An 18,585-nucleotide genomic window follows, 5' to 3' on the forward strand; every position below is an offset into this window, starting at 1 on the left:
AAATAACAATTGATATATATATATATATATATATATATATATTTTATCTTTTTAATATATTTTTTTACATCCACGTTATATTAATGATAATGAACGTTAAATGAACTTAAGGGTATTTTGGGTTGATATAATAACACTTTAGTCTTTTATATAGATATTATTATTTTTATGTCATTTTATTTATTATTAAAAATACAAAATATTAATATTGTATATAAAAAAGGGTGATATAATAACAATGAATAATAATTGGGTAATCTGTCTAATTAAATAAATATATTATCTGTAAATGTTTCTTAGTAATGAAAAATGTATTATTTTGTTTTTTATTAAGAAGGCTTAGGTGATAAAACGTATTAAAGATTACGTAACTATTATTAAATAAAAATAAATGAATAAGAAAAGACTTGTTCCGTCAAAATATATAATATAAGAGGTGCTTACATGAGAAATGATAAAAAGAAACAAATTATAAAAAAGTGGAGTAAACGAAATTTAATAACAGGTAGTATGACTGCTATTACGATTGCTAATGTTATGACACCAGTATTTCCCGTTTTAGCCCGCACATCAGCAATTGAAGAGACTAAAGGGTCAAGTTTAGTGATTTCTTCACCAGTTATAGGAGGCTTTGGTTTAAAGAGCTATGAAGATGAACTGAAGAAGTTTAATACACTTAAAGGTGATTACAAAAAGATGGAAGATTCTTTAATTGAGGAATTAAATGTCCTTACTAAGCAACAAGCTGATTATAGTACATTAAAACAAGGATACGAAAATGAGTTAACGGCTTACGATGGTGAATTAACGACTTATAATACTAAATTTGCAGATGTCTATGCTGATTATGTTAAACAGTATGAACCTGAGTTAAAAACTTATGAAACTAAGATAGAGAAGTATAAAAAACAATTAGCAGACTATAAAGAGGTATTAACGGGTTATGATGACTTATTGTCAAAATATAATAAGGACTCAGAAGATTATGAGATTTTATTAGCTAAGTATGACGAAATGTTAGCGACATATAATGATAAAAAAGAGGCTTATAACTCGCAGTTAAAAGAGTTTGATAAAAAGCTTGAAGTTTATCAAGCTGATTTAGATACATACAATGAAGAGTATAGATTGTTCGAAAATCAATTGAATGAGTATGAAACAGTAACTGTTGTAGAGTACAAAAAGGGATTAGAGGCGTATAACAAAGCATTAACAGCTTATAAAGCCCAGTTAGGTGAGTACGAAGGAAAATTAAAAGAGTATAAGCCTAGATTAGATAAATTTGAAGAAGAATTAAAAAATTACGAGCCTACGTTAGCAAAATTAGAAGAAAAACTGGCAGATTATAAACCAAAACTAGCAGCTTATGAAAAAAATGCGACAGATTATCGTACAGAACTGGAAATCTATAGTGAAAAATTAACTGCCTATGAAACGGATTTAGAAACTTACACTGCTCAAAAAGAAATTTATGATGAGCAGTTGAAGCAGACTAAAGAGCAAATTTCTGAATATGGTAAAGGGTTAACAGTCTATAAAGAAAAATTAGCGACTTTAAATGAGGAATTAAATAAACATGAAGCAAGTGTAAAGGAATACGCGGCTATTGTTAAAAATTTTGAAGACAAAAAAGCCCCATATGAAACGCAATTAAAGAGCTATCAAGAACAATTAAGTGGGTTTACAACGGAGTTAACTTCTATTAATGATGCTCTAGCTTCGTATGATACTCAAAAAGTAATGTATGACTCTCAACTTGAAACTTACAAGAAGCAATTAGCAGAATATGAACAAACAGCTCAAACTGACACAGAGGCATATAAAAAAGTGTTAGCAGCCTATACTAAAACACAAGCTGACTTAGAGCAATTAATGGTAACATATAATGAAACTAAGCAAAAACAACAAGAAATACTAACTCAAGAAACAACGGTTAAACAGGCTTACGAGTCATTAAACAAAGACTATCAAGTTCTTAGCGGTGAATATAAAGACGCACATGCTAAATATTTAGAAGTAAAAGGGACATATGAGTCGACATTAGTCTTAGCTAAGGAAACTCAAATAGAGTATGACCAACTGGCAATTAATTTAGAGAATTCTAAGAAACTTTATGATGAGTTACAAGTGAAGTTTGATGAGACAATCAACCTCTATGATGAAACAAAACTAAAAGCAGAAGAGACAAAAAAAGAGAATAAGATCATAAAAGAAAAGTTTGATATAGCGAATAAAGAATTTGAGTCTGTACAAGCAGAGTTTGATAAGCTAAAACAAGAGTATGAAAGAACGGTTGACTCTTATGAGGAATTAAAAGAAGAGCGTAATGCGTTAAAAGAAGACTATGACTTAATTGAAAAAAATCGTATAGACGTTGAGTCTAATTATGATAAAACTTTAAAAAAGTCAAACGAGTTAACGGAAGAATTTAAAAATGCGAAAATAGCTGCTAAGGAAATCGAAGATAAGATAGCAGGATTAAAAGGTAAGATTGGGGATCTTAACAAAACAAAAACTGATTTATTAGTAGAACGCCAAGTTGTGGCTGATGATTTTAAAGAAACAAACGATTTATTTAATGAAACATCAAATAAAGCGAATGAGGTTACTGAAAAATTAACGGAGATAAAGGACCAAATACCTGAATTAACAAAAGAAAAAGAAAAGACTGAGAAAGAACTTAGCATTATCGAAACAGAGTATAAGTCAGTATGTGAGGATTATAAAAAACTTATTAAGGTTATCAAAGAGGCAACAGCACATTACAACACTATGGAAACAGAATACAAACGTGTTAAAGAAGCCTACGATAAAACACTAGAAAGATACAGCGAAGTTAACAAAGTCTTTAAGGCTTCTGAAAAAGAAGAATCTCGATTACGTGACGAGCTTGAAATCTTACAAGGTAAGTATGCAGAAGTCAGTCAGCAGTATGCTACCTTAGAAACAGAATTTAAGGCCGCGACTAAGGAGTTTGAAGAAAAAGTAAAAGAGCATGATGAAGCGGTTAAAGCAAATCAGGAAATCCAAACGGTTCAGTCGGCTTACAAAACGGCAAAAGATAGGTTTGCGGTGAATCAGCCTAAGATAAAAGAATTAGAAGATTTCATGAAAACTTACCCTATCGATGAGAGTAAAGATCCGTCAGGTGACACGATAGAGAAAAAAGACTTTGATGAGCGCTTTAAAGTATTGAGAGAAGAAGCACAGACCGCTAAAGAAGCGATTGTCACAGCGGTTACTGATTATCAAGAAGCCCTTAATATGTTTGAGGAGTCTAAAGGAAAAGAAGAAGGCTCGCCTTCTAAAGCCTTGACTGAAGCTGGCTATGTAGAAAATCTGTCAGAGTTTATGGTAAAGACTGATAAGTGGTATGAGAAAGCTTCAGAAACTTACAAAAATAATCGCGACAGCATCCAGCTTGCAAAAGACTTACAAGAACAAGCGGATGGACTTATAGCTGGTTTAGGTACGATAAAAAGTGATGCAAGTGCTATTTTTAAAAAATTTCAAAAAAAGGCTAATGCCATAGGTGATAAGTATAGGCTTTTAACTGAGGACTATACAGGCATAGAAGATATAGATAAATTAAGCGATGATGAAATTCATACACTTATAAATAACTGTATGGACATGCTTGATGAAGATCCTAAGGTAGCCAGAGAGCTAGTAACGGAATATAATGGCCGAATGGTTGCTGTTAAAGAAAAATTAGAGAAGGATGTTGCGGAGTACAATGATACGGTCAACAAAATTAATGAACTTGGGCCCAAAGAACCCTGTAAACCACTTAACATCATGAACGATAAAAAGTCGCTAGGGAAGTATTACAGAAAACTAAACTTGCTGATTGATGACAATTATTCGATTGAAGGAGGAACGAAGAATTCATATCTTGATCTAATATTAGAAACGATAGAGCTAAATAAAAAAAATTATGATGATGCGGTTGATAGAATGAATGACCCCGACGATGAGCCTGATTATAGCGAACATACGAATAAAAAAGGTGATGAGTTAACTGAGACGTTAAAGATATTTATTCTATTATTTTTGGAGTCAGAGGCAGAGTGGCATCAGGCAGAGCCTTCATTTAAAGAATTTGGTAAAATCAATGAAGATCCAGAGATGTCTACCAAATTCGAGTATGAGACACAAGATATTGAGTTTATAGAAGGAACGACATCGGATTTAAATGAACCAAAGGTAAAAGAGATTCCGGTACCGGCAGTACCAGCTGAACCTATCTTACCTGAAGCTGTTAAATCAGAAGAATTAAGTGTGGGAACAGTAGCTTTACCAAACGAACCTGTGGAACCTAAATTAAAAGCAATGCTTTTAAATCCTGAAACACCGGAAGAAGCTGGAAAACCAGGAGAGATTGGTGAAATCACACCTCCTTCAGAAAATCCAAAAGACGTGACTGGACCAGGGAATGTAAATGGTCCTAAGGTACCTGAAGGGACGCCGTCAGAGATTACTAAACCTGAAGGCCCAACCGGACCAGGTGGTTTAGAGGGGCCAAGTGAGGTGGGCGACCTATCAGAACTACCACCAGCTCCATCAGAAATTACTCCTCCAGGCGAAGTAAAAGATCCTGAGCCAGTTGATAAATGGGAAACTGAGTTAGAAAAACCGGTTGAACCAGGGACACCAACTGATGTTGAAGAGGTTGAATTAGGTGAAGCTCCGGCTAAGCCAGGTGAAGTGGGTGAGATTGAAAAACCAGAAGAACCAGGTAAACCTGTGTTGAAACCGACGCCAATCGAACCAGGGACACCGATTGAACCGGAAGAGCCAAACCCAGAACCAAACCCAGAACCAAAACCAAAACCAGAACCAAAACCAAAACCAAAACCAAAACCAGAACCAAAACCAGAACCAGAACCAAAACCAACGCCAACGCCAAAACCGAAAGACAGACCAAGTTATAGTACGAGTTATAGTACGAGTTATAAATCAAGCTATAATTCAACGTATAGCCCAAGCTATAGTACAACTTATGAATCAAGCGCGACAGGAAAACAAAAACAGTCTATTTTACCTCAAACAGGTGAGAAGAAATCAAGTTTTGCTTTAGCAGGTAGTGGTATGCTTGTATCATTATTAGCGCTAGTTGGTTTGAAAAGACGTAGAAAATAAAGTTAAATGAAAATACTACATTTCTTTAGAGGTGTAGTATTTTTTTATGGACATTTTAACGAACAGAAGTCAAGTATTACCGACTCTAAATTTGTCTGAAGTGGTCCAAAAGCCTTATTTTTTATGATATACTTTGAAATGGATACGCTTTAAATTGCGAAAGAAATTTTTAATATTGAAGAGTAAAAGTATAAAGAAGTGGAGAATTTTTGGTATGGATAAAAGAGTAGCAGTTGTATTAGGCTTGACAGGAGTAATGCTGATGCTAACAGTTGTCAGTATTAAGATGGAAAGAAAAAGCAGTCAAGCTGAAGTAGGTAAGGGGATAACAATAACAGATTCAAAAAGTAAACCCGTTAAAAAAAATAAAGTATTTAATAATGATTATGTCGTCACTGAACCATATTTTCCAAGGCATTCAATCGAAGAGGAGATTCTTGGACAAGATGTCTTGCCGGTAGGAACACTAGTCACTGTTAAGCCTGTGGAAGGGAATTCCGATTGGGTCGAAATAGAAAGTGATCCTAAAAAAGGATATGTTGAAAAAAGTGTTCTGGAACCTAGAGAAACGTATATAGAAAAACGAGAGTCCAAGAGACAACCTACTTTTTCATCTGATGAATTTAAAGAAAAATTGGATGAAGATTTAACCTCTTTCTTAGCAGAAAAAGGTGGAGATATAAGTGTTCATGTTGAAACGACAGATAATAAATTGTCTTATAATTTTTTCGGGGATGAAGTGAAACGAACAGCAAGTAGTATTAAACTACCATTTATAAGTTATCTCATGACACTAGTTGACAGCGGAAAAATAAATCTTGATACCGTGTTAACCTATACGGCTAATTTTAAGTTAGATGGAACAGGCATCATTCAATTTGAACCAATAGGCTCTCAATATACGGTAAAAGACTTAGCAGAGCTTGTGATTAGACACAGTGATAATGTAGCGTACCTTATGCTTTTAAATTTTGTGGGGGAAGCTAACTTTATTCAATTCTTAGCAGAACTTGACCCAGGCTCACCTAATAATCGTGTTTTTTCAACGGCTCGTATTTTAAGTAAATCAATGGAGTATGTCCATAAGACCCAAGGGAAAAGTGATAATATGAAGCTGTTGTATGAATGGATTCAAAATAGTACTTTTGATGATGGTGTTGAAATAGGTCTACCTGGTGTTGATGTAGCACATAAAACAGGTTGGATGCCCATGTATAAAGTAAGTAATGATATCTCACTGGTATTTGATAAGGAAAAACCGTACTATATGACAATCATGACAGTGGGATATGGTGATGATTATAGTGAGCAAGCGATTGGAGATATTGCTAAGCTTGTTGATAAAAACATGCTACGTCTAAAATAGTTTAACTAATAAAAGGAGATGGGTATGACTACTCGTCTCTTTTTCTGTTAAGTTGACGAATGTAAAGAGAGGCGCTAAAATTATAAGATAGAATTTAAAGAGAGTAAGGAGATAACGTATGCTAGTACCTATAACTGTTGTGACTGGATTTTTAGGGTCAGGTAAAACAACTGTCATCAATAATGTGATAAAGCAAGTAGATAATTCAGATGAAAAAATTTCAATTATTGTGAATGAATTTGGTGAGGTAGGAGTAGATCATGATTTATTACAGACCTCAAGTGAAAAGATAATTCAATTAAACAATGGTTGTGTGTGCTGTAATTTGCGAGAAGATTTGGTGAGTTGTTTGAGGGAGATTATGAAACACCCCTCAGCTCAAGTATTAGAGGCAATCGTTATTGAGACGACAGGAGTTGCGGATCCTCTGCCGATTATTCGTGCAATCCAAACGTCCCCTTATTTACGTCCTATTGTTAGGTTAGATAGTGTTATTTCAGTGGTAGATGTCGTGAATGTGATGAAAAATAGTGAGGAAGTCCCAGAAGTGAGGCAACAATTAGCTTATGCGGATCGTTTTATCTTAACGAAATCAGAGCAGTTAGAAACGGCTAAAAAACAGGAGTTATTAGACCACCTTAGCAAAGTTAATCCATTGGCAGATGTTCGTTATTTTAGTAAAGATAAGTCATTTCTAACAAGTGATTTCTTTAATTTGGAATTATTTGATGCGGTAAAAGAAATTGAAGGATTAGTATCAGAGGGGCATATTAACAATCATACTAACTTTTGTTCCTGCCACAGTTGTAATGAACATGGACAAAATGAGTTTGAATCGGTTGTCCTTACAACACCGAACTATATACCAGAAAACAAACTGGTACGTTGGTTGGATGAAGTGGTCTTGTATTTCGAAGGCGCGTTATACCGTTATAAAGGATTAATTCGCATAGAAGACCGTGAGTTGATGGGTGCCTTACAAGGTGTGGTGACGCATTATGAGTTAAACCTAACCTCTCAACTTGCAGAAGATAGCCTAACGAAATTAGTGTTCATTGGAAAAAGTTTGGATAAAAAATATTTAGAAGATAGCTTTAAAAAAGTAACAAATTAAAAAAGAACATGCCTCGGCATGTTCTTTTTTAATTGATGAAATGTCTCGTATCCATAGGCTGTTGTTTCTTTAAACGGGTTGTAAGCAGTAGAGCTAAGATACAAAGTAATGTCGTGATAATATAAGCAACTCGTATACCGTAGAGTAAGCTTTCTTGCACTGTTCCACTAGATGCCGCTAAAAGATGGGTATCATGATAAGTGGATGCCATGCTCATAGCGGTGATTAATAAAGAGGTCCCGATGGAGCCTGCAATCTGTCTAGTTGTTTGGAACATAGCTGTCCCATGTGCCACGATTTCGATAGGTAGAGATTTAAGAGCCTCTGTTTGTAGCGGCATTAGGATAAGGACAAGTCCTATCGAACGAATGGTTTGAGCAAGACAGGCAAACAAAACAGTAGTTGTTTCATTCAATGAGGCAAACATTACGGTACCGATAATTAAAATAATTAACCCAATAAATGTCACAGGTTTAGCACCGTATCGATCAAATAATCGACCAGATAGTGGTGAAAGAATCGCCATAAAGAAAGCCCCAGGTAGCATGATAATACCAGATATGAAAGGTGATACCCCTCTAACATTTTGTAGAAACATAGGAAGTAATAGCATACCACCATATAATGCCATAATAATAATAAAATTGATGATAGTCGTCATAGTGAACATTTTACTTTTAAATACTAGGAAGTTAAGCATTGGAACTTTTTGACCTAACTGTTGTTTGATAAAGAGATACGTTAAGATAAGTCCGATTGTAATAACACCTAGTACTTTAAAACTTAGCCATGGATTTTCACCAGCATTACTGAAACCAAGTAGTAGTGAGCCTAATCCTAAACTAGATAAGATAACGCCAAGGGCATTGAACTTTAGCATCTTTTGTTTGCCAACATTAGTTAAGAATAAAATAGCAAGAATAAGGTTAAGCACTGAAAAAGGTAGTAACCCATAAAAAAGATAACGCCAGTGATAATCTTGAACAACCCAACCGGCAAGTGTCGGAGCTATCCCGGGTGCAAAGTTCATCGCAAGGCCAACAAGACCCATAACACTTCCAATTTTATGAGGCGGGTAAATGGTCATCAAGGTTACAGTCATCAGCGGCATAATAATACCAGCTCCAATGGCTTGTACCATTCGTCCTGCCACTAAGATGATAAAGTTTGGAGCAAATCCTGATATAGCACTCCCAATTAAAAACATGGTAATCGAAAAGATATACAGAGGGCGCGTTTTAAAGCGTTCGATTAGAAATGCTGTGATAGGAATCATTAGTCCGCTTACTAACATGTATCCTGTAGAAAGCCACTGTCCAAGACTGGCACTGATTTGAAAATCGTCCATTATCTTTGGCAGAGCCACATTGAGTAGAGTTTGATTGATATTACATAGAAATGTTCCCATTAAGAGAACGGCAAGAATGGTTGTGTTTTTTTTTGAAGTAGTTGCCATTAAAGTGTCACCTCATCAATCTTAGTTAAGAGATCATGGTGTATGGAAAGTAGTGTTTCAATTTTTTCAGGACCGATATCAAGTAACGACGCTAAATTTTCTAGATAGATATCATAAGTCGCTCTAATTTTTTTCATACCTAAGTCGGTAATATAGAGTTTATGAGAGCGTTTATCCTGCAGATCGGCCTCTGTTGTAATAAAGTTAGCCGTGATCATACGATTGACAGTGCCAGATACGGTGCTTTTTGCAAGGCGCATTTCTTTAGCGATATCTTGAGAATTTATCCCAGGGGAATGTTTAATGATATCCGCTATTAAGAGTTGGACGATGGTGATATCTTTTTCCATAGCAGCGGCATTTAAAATATGGCGTGTTTTTTGATGTATCTCTCTAAATGAGAGTAAGACTGTTTTAAGTTGTAGATTTTTTTCTTCTGTCATTATTTCCCTCCTAATTAGTTCGCAAGCGAACTATATAAGTTTAACTCTTTTTTTAGTTAGGGTCAAGGGTGTAGGTGAACATCAGACTAATGACTGATGGCGAAGAAGAGATAGAGTGTTAAACTCAATATATAATTAATTCAGGAGGAGAATAACATGCGTTCATTAAGAAAGAGTCAATCAGATAGAGTATTAACAGGAGTTTGTGGTGGAATTGGTCGCTTTTTTGGTATTTCAAGTAACTTAGTTCGTGTCATTTTTGTGATAACAGGAGCGGTGTTGATATATATATTACTTGCATTATTCTTGGAGGAAGGCATGTAAAAGGCTGTATTGTGCTGAAGCTCGGAATCTGATAGTCTGATAGTAAGACATTACAGAATGGTCAGGAGGAGCATATGGGACGTGTGAAAAATGAAGGCCCACTTATTTTAGAGGAAATGCATATGATAGAAGTGATGATTAAACTCTACTATAGTAAGAATGAGTCAATAGCAGATATTGAAGAAAATAGAATGCTGACGTATGCACTAAAACGTCTTCAATATTGTCAATTTGGAGAAGAGAAAACAACGTGTAAAAAATGTCCAGTCCATTGTTATCAACCTAGGTATAAGGAGCAAATGAAACAGATCATGCGGTATTCAGGCCCACGAATGTTAGTCAAACACCCTGTCTTGACTGTCAAACATGGTTTGAGAGGTCTAACACGAAAGGTTACAGTCAATTAATAGAGAGAGTTAGGTGGAGAGATATGAAATTAGCAGAAGCATTATTACTCAGAGCGGAATACCAAACAAAATTAGAAAATTTAGAAAATAGATTGCTTTCAAATTTAAAAATTCAAGAAGGGGACTCGCCAAATGAGGACCCAATTGTGTTATTAAGTGAAATGGAAGCGACAAATAGAAAACTAACAGAGCTAGTGAAAAAAATTAACACCTGTAATGCAAGAGAAAAACTGTCAGATGGACGGCCATTATCTGATGCTCTGGTAGATAGGGAAGCATTATTAAAAGAGAGACGTATTTTAGCAACTCTTGTTGGTCGTGCAAATGAACAAGATTACCGTGTGAGTCGTACGGAAATCAAAATGACAGTGACTTTATCTGTGAAGGAGTTGCAATCTAGGATTGATTCACTGTCAAAAGAATATCGTCAGTTGGATACAGAATTGCAAGGGAAAAATTGGACAGTAGACTTATAAATTAATAAATAGAATAGATGGTAGCTAAAAGAAAGTGGCATACAAAGGTTTGTTGGCTAACCTGAATAGTCACATTGCATGGTAGGGCGACTGGCTAGTCCTTTAAGGTTCGATTCCTTAGATAACATATGAGGCCTCAACATCTAACATGTCTACAACTAACAAATCATTCATTACAACCAGTAGCAGTTCTTTTAGTGAGGGTGGGATAGGGAAATTGTGTTTTAAATAGTGTTAAGTTATTTAATCGTTATTTTTTCAAACGATAATCTATAGATGGTAACAGCATGTGTGTTATGTTTTATAAAAACGTCTCTTGTAGACGTTTTTTTTATTGGTGTTTTTAATAAGTTTTGTGTATACTAGTAACTGTCATTTAATAGGGCATAAAAAAATTAATTAGTAGGAGTGACATATTGAAAAAAATTACATCAAAATTAATAGTCGGTCTATTATTTTCAAGTCTATTATCACAACCAATCGTTTCTTTTGCAGATAGTATGGATTTAGATAATCCGGGATTAGGAACTATTAATGTAACAGAAACTAATAATAGTAGTGAAACAACATCTTCGGAGGTACCTGAAGATGTTGAAACTTCAGTCATCCCAGAGGAAACACAAACGTCAACAGCACCAGAGGAAACACAAACGTCGACAACACCAGAGGAAACACAAACGTCGACAGCACCAGAGGAAACACAAACGTCGACAGCACCAGAGGAAACACAAACGTCGACAGCACCAGAGGAAACACAAACGTCGACAGTACCAGAGGAAACACAAACGTCGACAGTACCAGAGGAAACACAAACATCGACAGCACCAGAGGAAACACAAACGTCAACAGTACCAGAGAAACCAAATAAGCCAAACAAACCAAACAAACCGGCTAAACCAAACAAGCCAAATAAGCCGGCTAAACCAGTCGGGCCTACTCAACCGTCTATGAAAGTACCACAAATACAAACAGGCATGAGCGGTGATAAAGGGAACTTACCAAATTATTTAAATAATGGATCGAATCCTTTAGGTTCGAGTTTTAATTATCACGTGACCCAAACTGCTAAAGAGTTTATTGACAAAATTGCACCCCTTGCTGAAGAAGTAGCTGAAGAATATGGTATCTATGCTTCAGTTATGATTGCACAGGCTGCTTTAGAAAGTGGATTTGGTAATAGTGCTTTAGCATCAGCACCAAATTACAATCTATTTGGAATTAAAGGTAGTTACGAAGGCAAATCTGTTTCGTTTGCAACTCTTGAAGATAATGGATCAGGAAGCATGTATCAAATTAATGCAGGTTTTAGAAAATATCCCTCTTATAAAGAATCATTAGAAGATTATGCGAAACTATTGAAAAATGGAATTGCAGGAAATTCTGGTTTTTATAAAGGAACGTGGAAGAAAAACGCACCAACGTTTAAACATGCTACAAAATTCTTAACAGGGAAATACGCGACAGACACTAGTTATGATAAAAAGTTAAATGGATTAATTAAAGCTTATGATTTAACAGAATATGATAACTATAAAGAGCGTATTTATATAGCTAATAATAGTGAAACATTAGTTGATATTTCTAAAAAGATGAAAATAAAATTAAGCGATCTTAAAAAACTTAATCGTACACTGAAAAATAATAATAAGTTACCAAAAGGTACAAAAGTAGTGTTGAGAAAAGTGAAGCATCATACTGTATCAAAAGAAAGTAAATCAGAGGCTGTAACGATAGCACGTGAGTATATAGGTGTCCCTTATGTTTGGGGTGGAACAACGCCTCAGGGATTTGATTGCTCAGGTTTAATGCAGTACGTTTATAATCGCTTAAATATTAGTTTACCTCGCGTTACGTGGGATCAAGAATATGCAGGTCAAATGATTGACTTAGCAGATGTATCAGAAGGAGATTTATTATTCTGGGGATCAAGAGGAAATACCTACCATGTTGCGATGTATAGTGGTAGTGGTCAGATGATTATGGCACCAGAGCCAGGTGATTTTGTTAAAGAATTACCAATGGCTTCATTTTTACCAGATTTTGCAGTACGTATTAAATAAAAAACATCCTACTTTTAGTAGGATGTTTTTTTTATTCAGTAAGAGTAGAATTAGTTGTTTCGACTTCTTTCACGGGCGTGTGTTCTTGTTCATAGACCTTATTCTCAGCATAGGCCTTTAAATTGGCTACATCGTTTAAGGCTTTGTCTAATTTAGCCTGTGTATCAGAATTGCTTTCTTTTAGTGATGTATTTTCAGTTTCTAATGATTGTTTTTCCATAGTAAGTGAATCAACTTGTGCATGAGCTAGTTTTGTTTGCTCTTGCTTAGAAATAAGTTCTTTTTCTAATTCATTTATAGTGGTTTCTGCAGCATCAATACGTTCTTGCGCGTCGATAAGAGTTTGCTTATTATTCTCAGAGTATTGTGTCAGAAGAGCAACGTATTCATTTAGTTTTGCTTGTTTTTCTTGAAGTAAAGCATCTCGTTCGCCTACTTGAGCTTGAGTAGCTTTCAAATCTTCTTGAAGTACAGCTAAAGTATCAACGTGGTCTTTCATTTCTGAATTTATTGAATTCAGTTCAGCTAAAGCATTTTTGTGGTTTGCTTTAGCTTTATCTAATTCATCTTTGGTAGAACGTACTTCGTTATTTGCTGAAGCTAGATCACGCTTTTTAATGGTTAATTGGCTATCAAGAGCGTCTACTGCTTGATAAATATCATTAATATTATCTTCTCCACCCCAATTGATAACTTGTGATGCAATAACAGCACCGCCTGTTCCTATAACTAAAATTGCCCCTAATATTACTAAACTTTTTTTTATCTTCTTCATTATTGTCTCTCCCTTTAAATTAACTCTTTTAAAATCATATCAAGTAAACCGTTTACTTTCTATTCACAAATTGCATGTAATTGAGTAAAAATTGACCTAATTGAAGTAGGATCTAGCTTATAGAGACTCTTGTTCATTTTTTGGGCTAAAATAGAATCGTGATAGTTGAAAATAGTGTTAAAATAAGCTACATGTTAATAATTAAACTATCTATAAAAAATGTATGAAAACAGCCGCGGATTACTAGATAATAAAAAAAATTGTGAAATGTTTACTGGATTAATAGTGGAATTGTAGAATTAGGTTAAAAATTATTAATCCTAACAAGAAAATGATGGTTTATTATATGAAGTATTATATAATTAACAGAAAGGGTTAGATGTATCTTTACTGATTAATTTATAAGGGGGAGAGCTTATTTACTGTACGCATTTTTTTGAAGTGTATTTTAATTGGTGGGAGTTTTAAATCTACAAATGAATTTTAACGTAACAAAATTAAATAACGAATAAAAATAAACGGAAATCACTTGAGGAGATGGGAAAATGTCATTGAATGAAAAGAAAAGCATGTGGAGTTTTAAATTAAGTACGGCAGCACTTGTATTAATACCAGCAGCTGTAGGAATTAACTATATCGGTAAAACATTTGCAGGTGTTTTAAAATTACCATTGTGGTTAGATTCTATTGGAACAATTTTAGCGAGTATGTTAGCAGGCCCAGTTGTAGGAGCGTTAGTAGGATTAATTAATAATATTATTCATGGGTTAACGCAATCACCTATTTCATTTGTTTATGCCATTACACAAGTAGGGATTGGTGTGGTAGCAGGTGTCTTAGCAAAAAAAGGGTATATCAAAAACTTAAAAACATCAATCATTGCAGGCCTTTTAATTGGTCTAGTCGCAGTTGTAATTTCAACACCTTTAAACATAATTTTTTGGGGTGGGCAAACAGGTAATATTTGGGGCGATGCTGCTTTTGCTGCTATGCAAGCTAAAGGGCAGGGAGTATGGTTATCGTCACTAGTTGATGAAGTTGTCGTAGATATCCCAGATAAAATTGTAACCGTAATTGTCTGTTTCTTAATTTATAAAGGCTTACCTCAAAAATTAACTTTGATGTATGACGATCAAGACATTCAAAGTTTCTAATTCATAAGGAGAAAGTATGAATTCATTAAGTTTATATCATGATAATGATAACTATATTTATAAGATTGATCCAATTACTAAGATTATTTTTGTCATAAGCATTATTGCAGTGACCTATCTTATTCCAACTATTACAGGGAGCCTGATAACATTATTAAGTTGTGTTGTGGTGTTATTACTTGCAAAAGTGTTAAGGAAAACAGTTCCGCTACTTAGTGTGAGTGCCTTAGTTTTAGTCTCGATTGCGTTGATACAGGGCTTATTTTATGGTGGAAACAAGACACCTCTATTAGAGATGGGACCAGTTGTTTTTTACAAAGAAGGAACGTTATATGCGACGTTACTTTGTTTACGTATTCTTGTTATTATTTTAGCTTTTTCAGTTTTAATCTTAACAACAAAACCTTCCGATTTAGTTGAGTCATTGGTTAAAAAAGGATTATCGCCTAAAATTGGCTATGTTTTATTATCTGTTTTACAAATCATTCCCCAAATGAGTGCAACGATGGCGACGATTACTGATGCACAGCGCTCACGCGGTATGGAAACAGAGGGAAGTTTAATGACGAGAATGAAGGCTTTTATCCCCTTAATGGGACCTGTTGTGATGAGTTCATTGACTAATACAAGAGAGCGCTCAATGGCGTTAGAAGTAAGAGCATTTAACTCAACTAAAGAACGGACATATATCAATGAGCCTGTTTTTCATAAAAGTAGCTTATTCATTCGTATCGTCATCATTTTAGTGCTAATAGCTGTTAGTGTTTGGAGGTTTTTCCTATGGAGAGGATAGAAGTAGAAAAATTAAAATACCGTTATCCTTTAACTGAAACCAATGCGTTAGATGACGTAAGCTTTACTATTTCTGAAGGGGAATTTATTGGGATTGTAGGAGAAAATAATGCTGGTAAATCAACCTTATGTCAGGCATTGGTGGGACTTGTTCCTCATTTTTATAAAGGATTATATGACGGTAAAGTTATGGTTTGTGGGAAAAACGTTAGAGAATCATCTGTTAGTGAACTATCAGAAAATGTTGGTTTAGCCTTTCAAAATCCTTTTACTCAAGTCACAGGAGCGAAGGTGACAGTATATGAGGAAGTGGCTTTTGGTCTTGAAAATTTAGGGATTCCAAGAGATGAGATGGAAAAAAGAGTAACAGAAGCGTTAGAATTACTTGGTATTTCAGAATACCGTGATCGTAATCCTTTTGACTTATCAGGTGGCCAAATGCAGCGTGTAGCCTTAGCAGGAGTTATCGCAATGAAACCAGATGTTATTATTTTAGATGAACCCACTTCACAATTAGATCCAAAAGGTTCTGAGGAAGTGTTCCAAGCCGTTCAACAGTTAAGTGAAAAAGGCATGACAATCATTATGGTTGAGCATAAGATGGAAAAAATAGCGGCTTATTCGGATAGAGTAATGTTGCTATCTAATGGGAAAGTGGTTGATTTTGCTACACCACATGAGATTTTTTCTAGAGAGGATATTCATGATTACGGTGTTATCGAACCTGTCTATACACAAGTAGCCAAAGGGTTGGGTCTTATACTGGAGAATGGATTATATCCTGTTACGGTAACGGAATTGAGTCAATTAATGAAGGGAGAAAGATAAATGTTAGCCATTAAGAATGTTACGTTTTCTTACACACCAGATGTACCTGTGTTACATGATATCTCTCTGACATTTGACTCAAGAACAACGGCTATCATTGGTCAAAATGGGACAGGAAAAACCACTCTTGTAAAATTAATTAAAGGGCTACTGACCTGCCAAGAAGGGTCAATCGAGATTGAAGGAAAAGAGATTAAAGATTTAAAAGTTTCTGAAATAGCAAAAGATATTGGCTTGGTTTTTCAAAATCCTAACGATCAAATCTTTAAAAATAAAGTTCGTGATGAAATCGAGTTTGGACCACTTAATATTGGGAAGAGTAAAGAGGAAACGACCAAGTTAGCTAATGATGCAATGGCGTTACTAGGTATCGCTGAATTAGCTGATAAAAATCCATATGATTTGGGATTGTCAGAGAGAAAATTGATAAGCATTGCCTCAATCTTAGCCATGGATACAAAAGTCATCATTTTAGATGAGCCAACCATTGCCCAAGATTACAAAGGCAAGCAACTTATAAAAAACGTGATTAAGAAGTTGCAAGCAGAGGGGAAATTAGTTATCGCAATTCTTCACGATATGGATTTTGTTGCAGAAACCTTTGACCGTGCCGTCGTAATGAAAAAAGGCCGAATCTTACTAGATGATCGTGTAAAAATAGTCTTCAGTCAGGCTGAGACTCTAGAAGAGGCTTATTTAGAAGCGCCAAGCATCGTAAAATTATCACAGGAATTAGGCGAAGAAGACATTTATCTTACCGTGGAAGAATTTTTAAAGAGTAAAGGAAAGACTGCTTATTAGTAAGTAGTCTTTTTTGTCTGTTAGTATTTCTCTAAAAGGTGTATACTGACACTAAAATTAAAAGTGTAAAGGAACAGATGAATGACTATTAAAAAACGTTTTAGAGAACTAGATACCGTAAAAAAAATAACAATTGGTTTTATCCTGTTAATCCTATTAGGAGCCTGTTTATTAGCACTCCCGTTTACTACAAGAGCGGGGAATGAAACGACATTTTTAGATGCCTTGTTTATCGCCACATCTGCTGTGTGTGTAACGGGGTTGGCTACGGTATCGGTAGCCGACCAATTTAATACATTGGGACAATTTATCATTATGTGTTTAATTGAGATTGGTGGGTTAGGATTTATGTCGGTGGGAGTCATGTTAGCCATCGCTCTTAGAAAAAAACTATCTTTCAAATCAAGAATGGTGCTAAGAGACAGTTTAAATGTCGATTCTTTTTCTGGATTAGTTAGTTTAATGCTTTTTGTTTTGAAATCAGCTCTTATTATTCAAGGAATTGGAGCTGTCCTTTTTTCATTTAAATGGATTCCTGAATATGGGTGGCTGAAAGGGAGTTTCTATAGTGTCTTTCACTCGGTTTCTGCATTTTGTAATGCCGGTTTTGATTTATTTGGTGACAGTTTGATGAGTTATCAAGAGTCGCCTTATATTTTAGTAGTGTTTAGTTTCTTGATTATTTCTGGAGGTTTAGGCTTTTTAGTATGGTCTGATATTCTAAGTTTTTCAAAACGACGAAAGTTAACGATTCATACAAAGCTATCGTTAATCATTACAGGGGCTCTTTTAATTTTAGGCACAGTCTTTTTTTATTTAACAGATTTTTCAAATGGTGCCTTAGCGTTTAACACGGGTAGTAGATTTAATCAGTTTATCAATTATATCTTCTTAAGTGTGACGCCTCGTACAGCTGGCTTTGCGACAATAGATTACGGAACGTTGAGCTATGCTGGCTTATTTGTCACAATTTTTCTAATGTTTATTGGTGGCACATCGGGTTCAACTGCCGGTGGGATTAAAACAACAACATTCGGTGTGTTGATTTTAGTTGTTAGAAGCATTTTAAGAGGACGTAAAGATGTAGAATTTCAGGAGAGACGTATTTCAGAGCAAGTGGTAAGAAAAGCTTTTGTTATTTTCTTTATTGGTATTAGTTTAATCGCTGTCACAAGTTTTATTCTACTATTAACCGAAACGATACCTGTAGACAAAGGGATGGATTACATTATTTTTGAAGTAGTATCGGCTTTAGCTACAGTAGGTTTAAGCGGTGGTTTAACGGCTGAACTGACAACTATAGGTAAAATTGTCATGATAATTTTAATGTTTATTGGAAGAGTAGGTATCTACACCGTGTTATTTACTCTTGTGAGAAAAGAAGATAAGAACACAACGGGTAAAGTTAAATATCCTCAAGAAAGTATATTAATTGGTTAGGGGGAGG

Annotated in this window: 15 protein-coding genes; 12 read left to right on the plus strand and 3 right to left on the minus strand. The window is 34.9% G+C overall.

Annotation, left to right across the window (positions count from 1 at the left end):
- The first annotated feature begins 444 nt into the window (after nt 1-444).
- From OL233_RS08550 to OL233_RS08560, 3 genes are all read left to right on the plus strand, one after another.
- A complete protein-coding gene (locus tag OL233_RS08550; protein ID WP_275471906.1) occupies nt 445-5,142 on the plus strand; it encodes an LPXTG cell wall anchor domain-containing protein in 4,698 nt (1,565 codons plus the stop codon).
- A 214-nt stretch (nt 5,143-5,356) separates the two neighbouring features.
- The gene (locus OL233_RS08555; protein ID WP_275471907.1) at nt 5,357-6,508 is read left to right on the plus strand and encodes a serine hydrolase; all 1,152 of its coding nucleotides are present in this window, start codon (nt 5,357-5,359) and stop codon (nt 6,506-6,508) included.
- A 118-nt stretch (nt 6,509-6,626) separates the two neighbouring features.
- Complete coding sequence (locus OL233_RS08560) at nt 6,627-7,622, plus strand: CobW family GTP-binding protein (protein ID WP_275471908.1); 996 nt, start codon at nt 6,627-6,629, stop codon at nt 7,620-7,622.
- 28 nt (nt 7,623-7,650) lie between these two features.
- On the opposite strand, the gene OL233_RS08565 is transcribed toward OL233_RS08560, so the two are convergent.
- Nucleotides 7,651-9,078, minus strand: a complete 1,428-nt coding sequence (locus OL233_RS08565) for an MDR family MFS transporter (RefSeq protein ID WP_275471909.1) — start codon at nt 9,076-9,078, stop codon at nt 7,651-7,653.
- Nucleotides 9,078-9,521, minus strand: coding sequence for a MarR family winged helix-turn-helix transcriptional regulator (locus tag OL233_RS08570; protein WP_275471910.1), 444 nt, complete (start codon nt 9,519-9,521; stop codon nt 9,078-9,080). Before OL233_RS08570 ends, OL233_RS08565 begins: the two co-directional genes overlap by 1 nt.
- Nucleotides 9,522-9,677: 156 nt before the next feature.
- Here OL233_RS08570 and OL233_RS08575 point away from each other — a divergent pair, with 156 nt between their 5' ends.
- The 4 genes from OL233_RS08575 to OL233_RS08590 all read left to right on the plus strand — a co-directional run bounded on the left by OL233_RS08575 (nt 9,678) and on the right by OL233_RS08590 (nt 12,788).
- On the plus strand, nt 9,678-9,845 hold the full coding sequence (locus OL233_RS08575) for a PspC domain-containing protein (RefSeq protein WP_275471911.1): 168 nt from the start codon (nt 9,678-9,680) through the stop codon (nt 9,843-9,845).
- Between the two features lie 74 nt (nt 9,846-9,919).
- Nucleotides 9,920-10,252 carry a nitrous oxide-stimulated promoter family protein gene (locus tag OL233_RS08580; RefSeq protein ID WP_275471912.1) on the plus strand — a complete coding sequence of 111 codons (333 nt, stop codon included), beginning with the start codon at nt 9,920-9,922 and terminating at the stop codon, nt 10,250-10,252.
- A gap of 23 nt (nt 10,253-10,275) precedes the next feature.
- A complete protein-coding gene (locus tag OL233_RS08585; protein WP_275471913.1) occupies nt 10,276-10,728 on the plus strand; it encodes a DIP1984 family protein in 453 nt (150 codons plus the stop codon).
- A 416-nt stretch (nt 10,729-11,144) separates the two neighbouring features.
- Nucleotides 11,145-12,788, plus strand: coding sequence for a glucosaminidase domain-containing protein (locus tag OL233_RS08590; RefSeq protein WP_275471914.1), 1,644 nt, complete (start codon nt 11,145-11,147; stop codon nt 12,786-12,788).
- 31 nt (nt 12,789-12,819) lie between these two features.
- Here OL233_RS08590 and OL233_RS08595 read toward each other — a convergent pair whose 3' ends face one another.
- Entirely contained in the window at nt 12,820-13,563 is a 744-nt protein-coding gene (locus OL233_RS08595) for a hypothetical protein (RefSeq protein ID WP_275471915.1), read from the minus strand.
- 545 nt (nt 13,564-14,108) lie between these two features.
- Here OL233_RS08595 and OL233_RS08600 point away from each other — a divergent pair.
- The 5 genes from OL233_RS08600 to OL233_RS08620 all read left to right on the plus strand — a co-directional run bounded on the left by OL233_RS08600 (nt 14,109) and on the right by OL233_RS08620 (nt 18,578).
- On the plus strand, nt 14,109-14,717 hold the full coding sequence (locus tag OL233_RS08600; RefSeq protein WP_275471916.1) for an ECF transporter S component: 609 nt from the start codon (nt 14,109-14,111) through the stop codon (nt 14,715-14,717).
- 16 nt (nt 14,718-14,733) lie between these two features.
- Complete coding sequence (locus OL233_RS08605) at nt 14,734-15,510, plus strand: energy-coupling factor transporter transmembrane component T family protein (protein ID WP_275471917.1); 777 nt, start codon at nt 14,734-14,736, stop codon at nt 15,508-15,510.
- Complete coding sequence (locus tag OL233_RS08610) at nt 15,498-16,337, plus strand: energy-coupling factor ABC transporter ATP-binding protein (protein ID WP_275471918.1); 840 nt, start codon at nt 15,498-15,500, stop codon at nt 16,335-16,337. The genes OL233_RS08605 and OL233_RS08610 overlap by 13 nt, the downstream gene beginning before the upstream one ends.
- Nucleotides 16,338-17,138 carry an energy-coupling factor ABC transporter ATP-binding protein gene (locus OL233_RS08615; RefSeq protein ID WP_275471919.1) on the plus strand — a complete coding sequence of 267 codons (801 nt, stop codon included), beginning with the start codon at nt 16,338-16,340 and terminating at the stop codon, nt 17,136-17,138.
- Between the two features lie 81 nt (nt 17,139-17,219).
- A complete protein-coding gene (locus tag OL233_RS08620) occupies nt 17,220-18,578 on the plus strand; it encodes a TrkH family potassium uptake protein (protein WP_275471920.1) in 1,359 nt (452 codons plus the stop codon).
- The last annotated feature ends 7 nt before the right edge of the window (nt 18,579-18,585 follow it).

This window comes from Vagococcus proximus (assembly GCF_029143285.1).
GTDB lineage: Bacteria > Bacillota > Bacilli > Lactobacillales > Vagococcaceae > Vagococcus_D > Vagococcus_D proximus.

Bases quoted from the DNA above. Each gene is read 5' to 3' on its own strand.
- OL233_RS08585 (WP_275471913.1), top strand. From the start codon at position 10,276: ATGAAATTAGCAGAAGCATTATTACTCAGAGCGGAATACCAAACAAAA.
- OL233_RS08615 (WP_275471919.1), top strand. From the start codon at position 16,338: ATGTTAGCCATTAAGAATGTTACGTTTTCTTACACACCAGATGTACCT.
- OL233_RS08595 (WP_275471915.1), bottom strand. From the start codon at position 13,563: ATGAAGAAGATAAAAAAAAGTTTAGTAATATTAGGGGCAATTTTAGTT.
- OL233_RS08570 (WP_275471910.1), bottom strand. From the start codon at position 9,521: ATGACAGAAGAAAAAAATCTACAACTTAAAACAGTCTTACTCTCATTT.
- OL233_RS08610 (WP_275471918.1), top strand. From the start codon at position 15,498: ATGGAGAGGATAGAAGTAGAAAAATTAAAATACCGTTATCCTTTAACT.
- OL233_RS08605 (WP_275471917.1), top strand. From the start codon at position 14,734: ATGAATTCATTAAGTTTATATCATGATAATGATAACTATATTTATAAG.
- OL233_RS08600 (WP_275471916.1), top strand. From the start codon at position 14,109: ATGTCATTGAATGAAAAGAAAAGCATGTGGAGTTTTAAATTAAGTACG.
- OL233_RS08620 (WP_275471920.1), top strand. From the start codon at position 17,220: ATGACTATTAAAAAACGTTTTAGAGAACTAGATACCGTAAAAAAAATA.
- OL233_RS08550 (WP_275471906.1), top strand. From the start codon at position 445: ATGAGAAATGATAAAAAGAAACAAATTATAAAAAAGTGGAGTAAACGA.
- OL233_RS08560 (WP_275471908.1), top strand. From the start codon at position 6,627: ATGCTAGTACCTATAACTGTTGTGACTGGATTTTTAGGGTCAGGTAAA.
- OL233_RS08580 (WP_275471912.1), top strand. From the start codon at position 9,920: ATGGGACGTGTGAAAAATGAAGGCCCACTTATTTTAGAGGAAATGCAT.
- OL233_RS08575 (WP_275471911.1), top strand. From the start codon at position 9,678: ATGCGTTCATTAAGAAAGAGTCAATCAGATAGAGTATTAACAGGAGTT.
- OL233_RS08555 (WP_275471907.1), top strand. From the start codon at position 5,357: ATGGATAAAAGAGTAGCAGTTGTATTAGGCTTGACAGGAGTAATGCTG.
- OL233_RS08565 (WP_275471909.1), bottom strand. From the start codon at position 9,078: ATGGCAACTACTTCAAAAAAAAACACAACCATTCTTGCCGTTCTCTTA.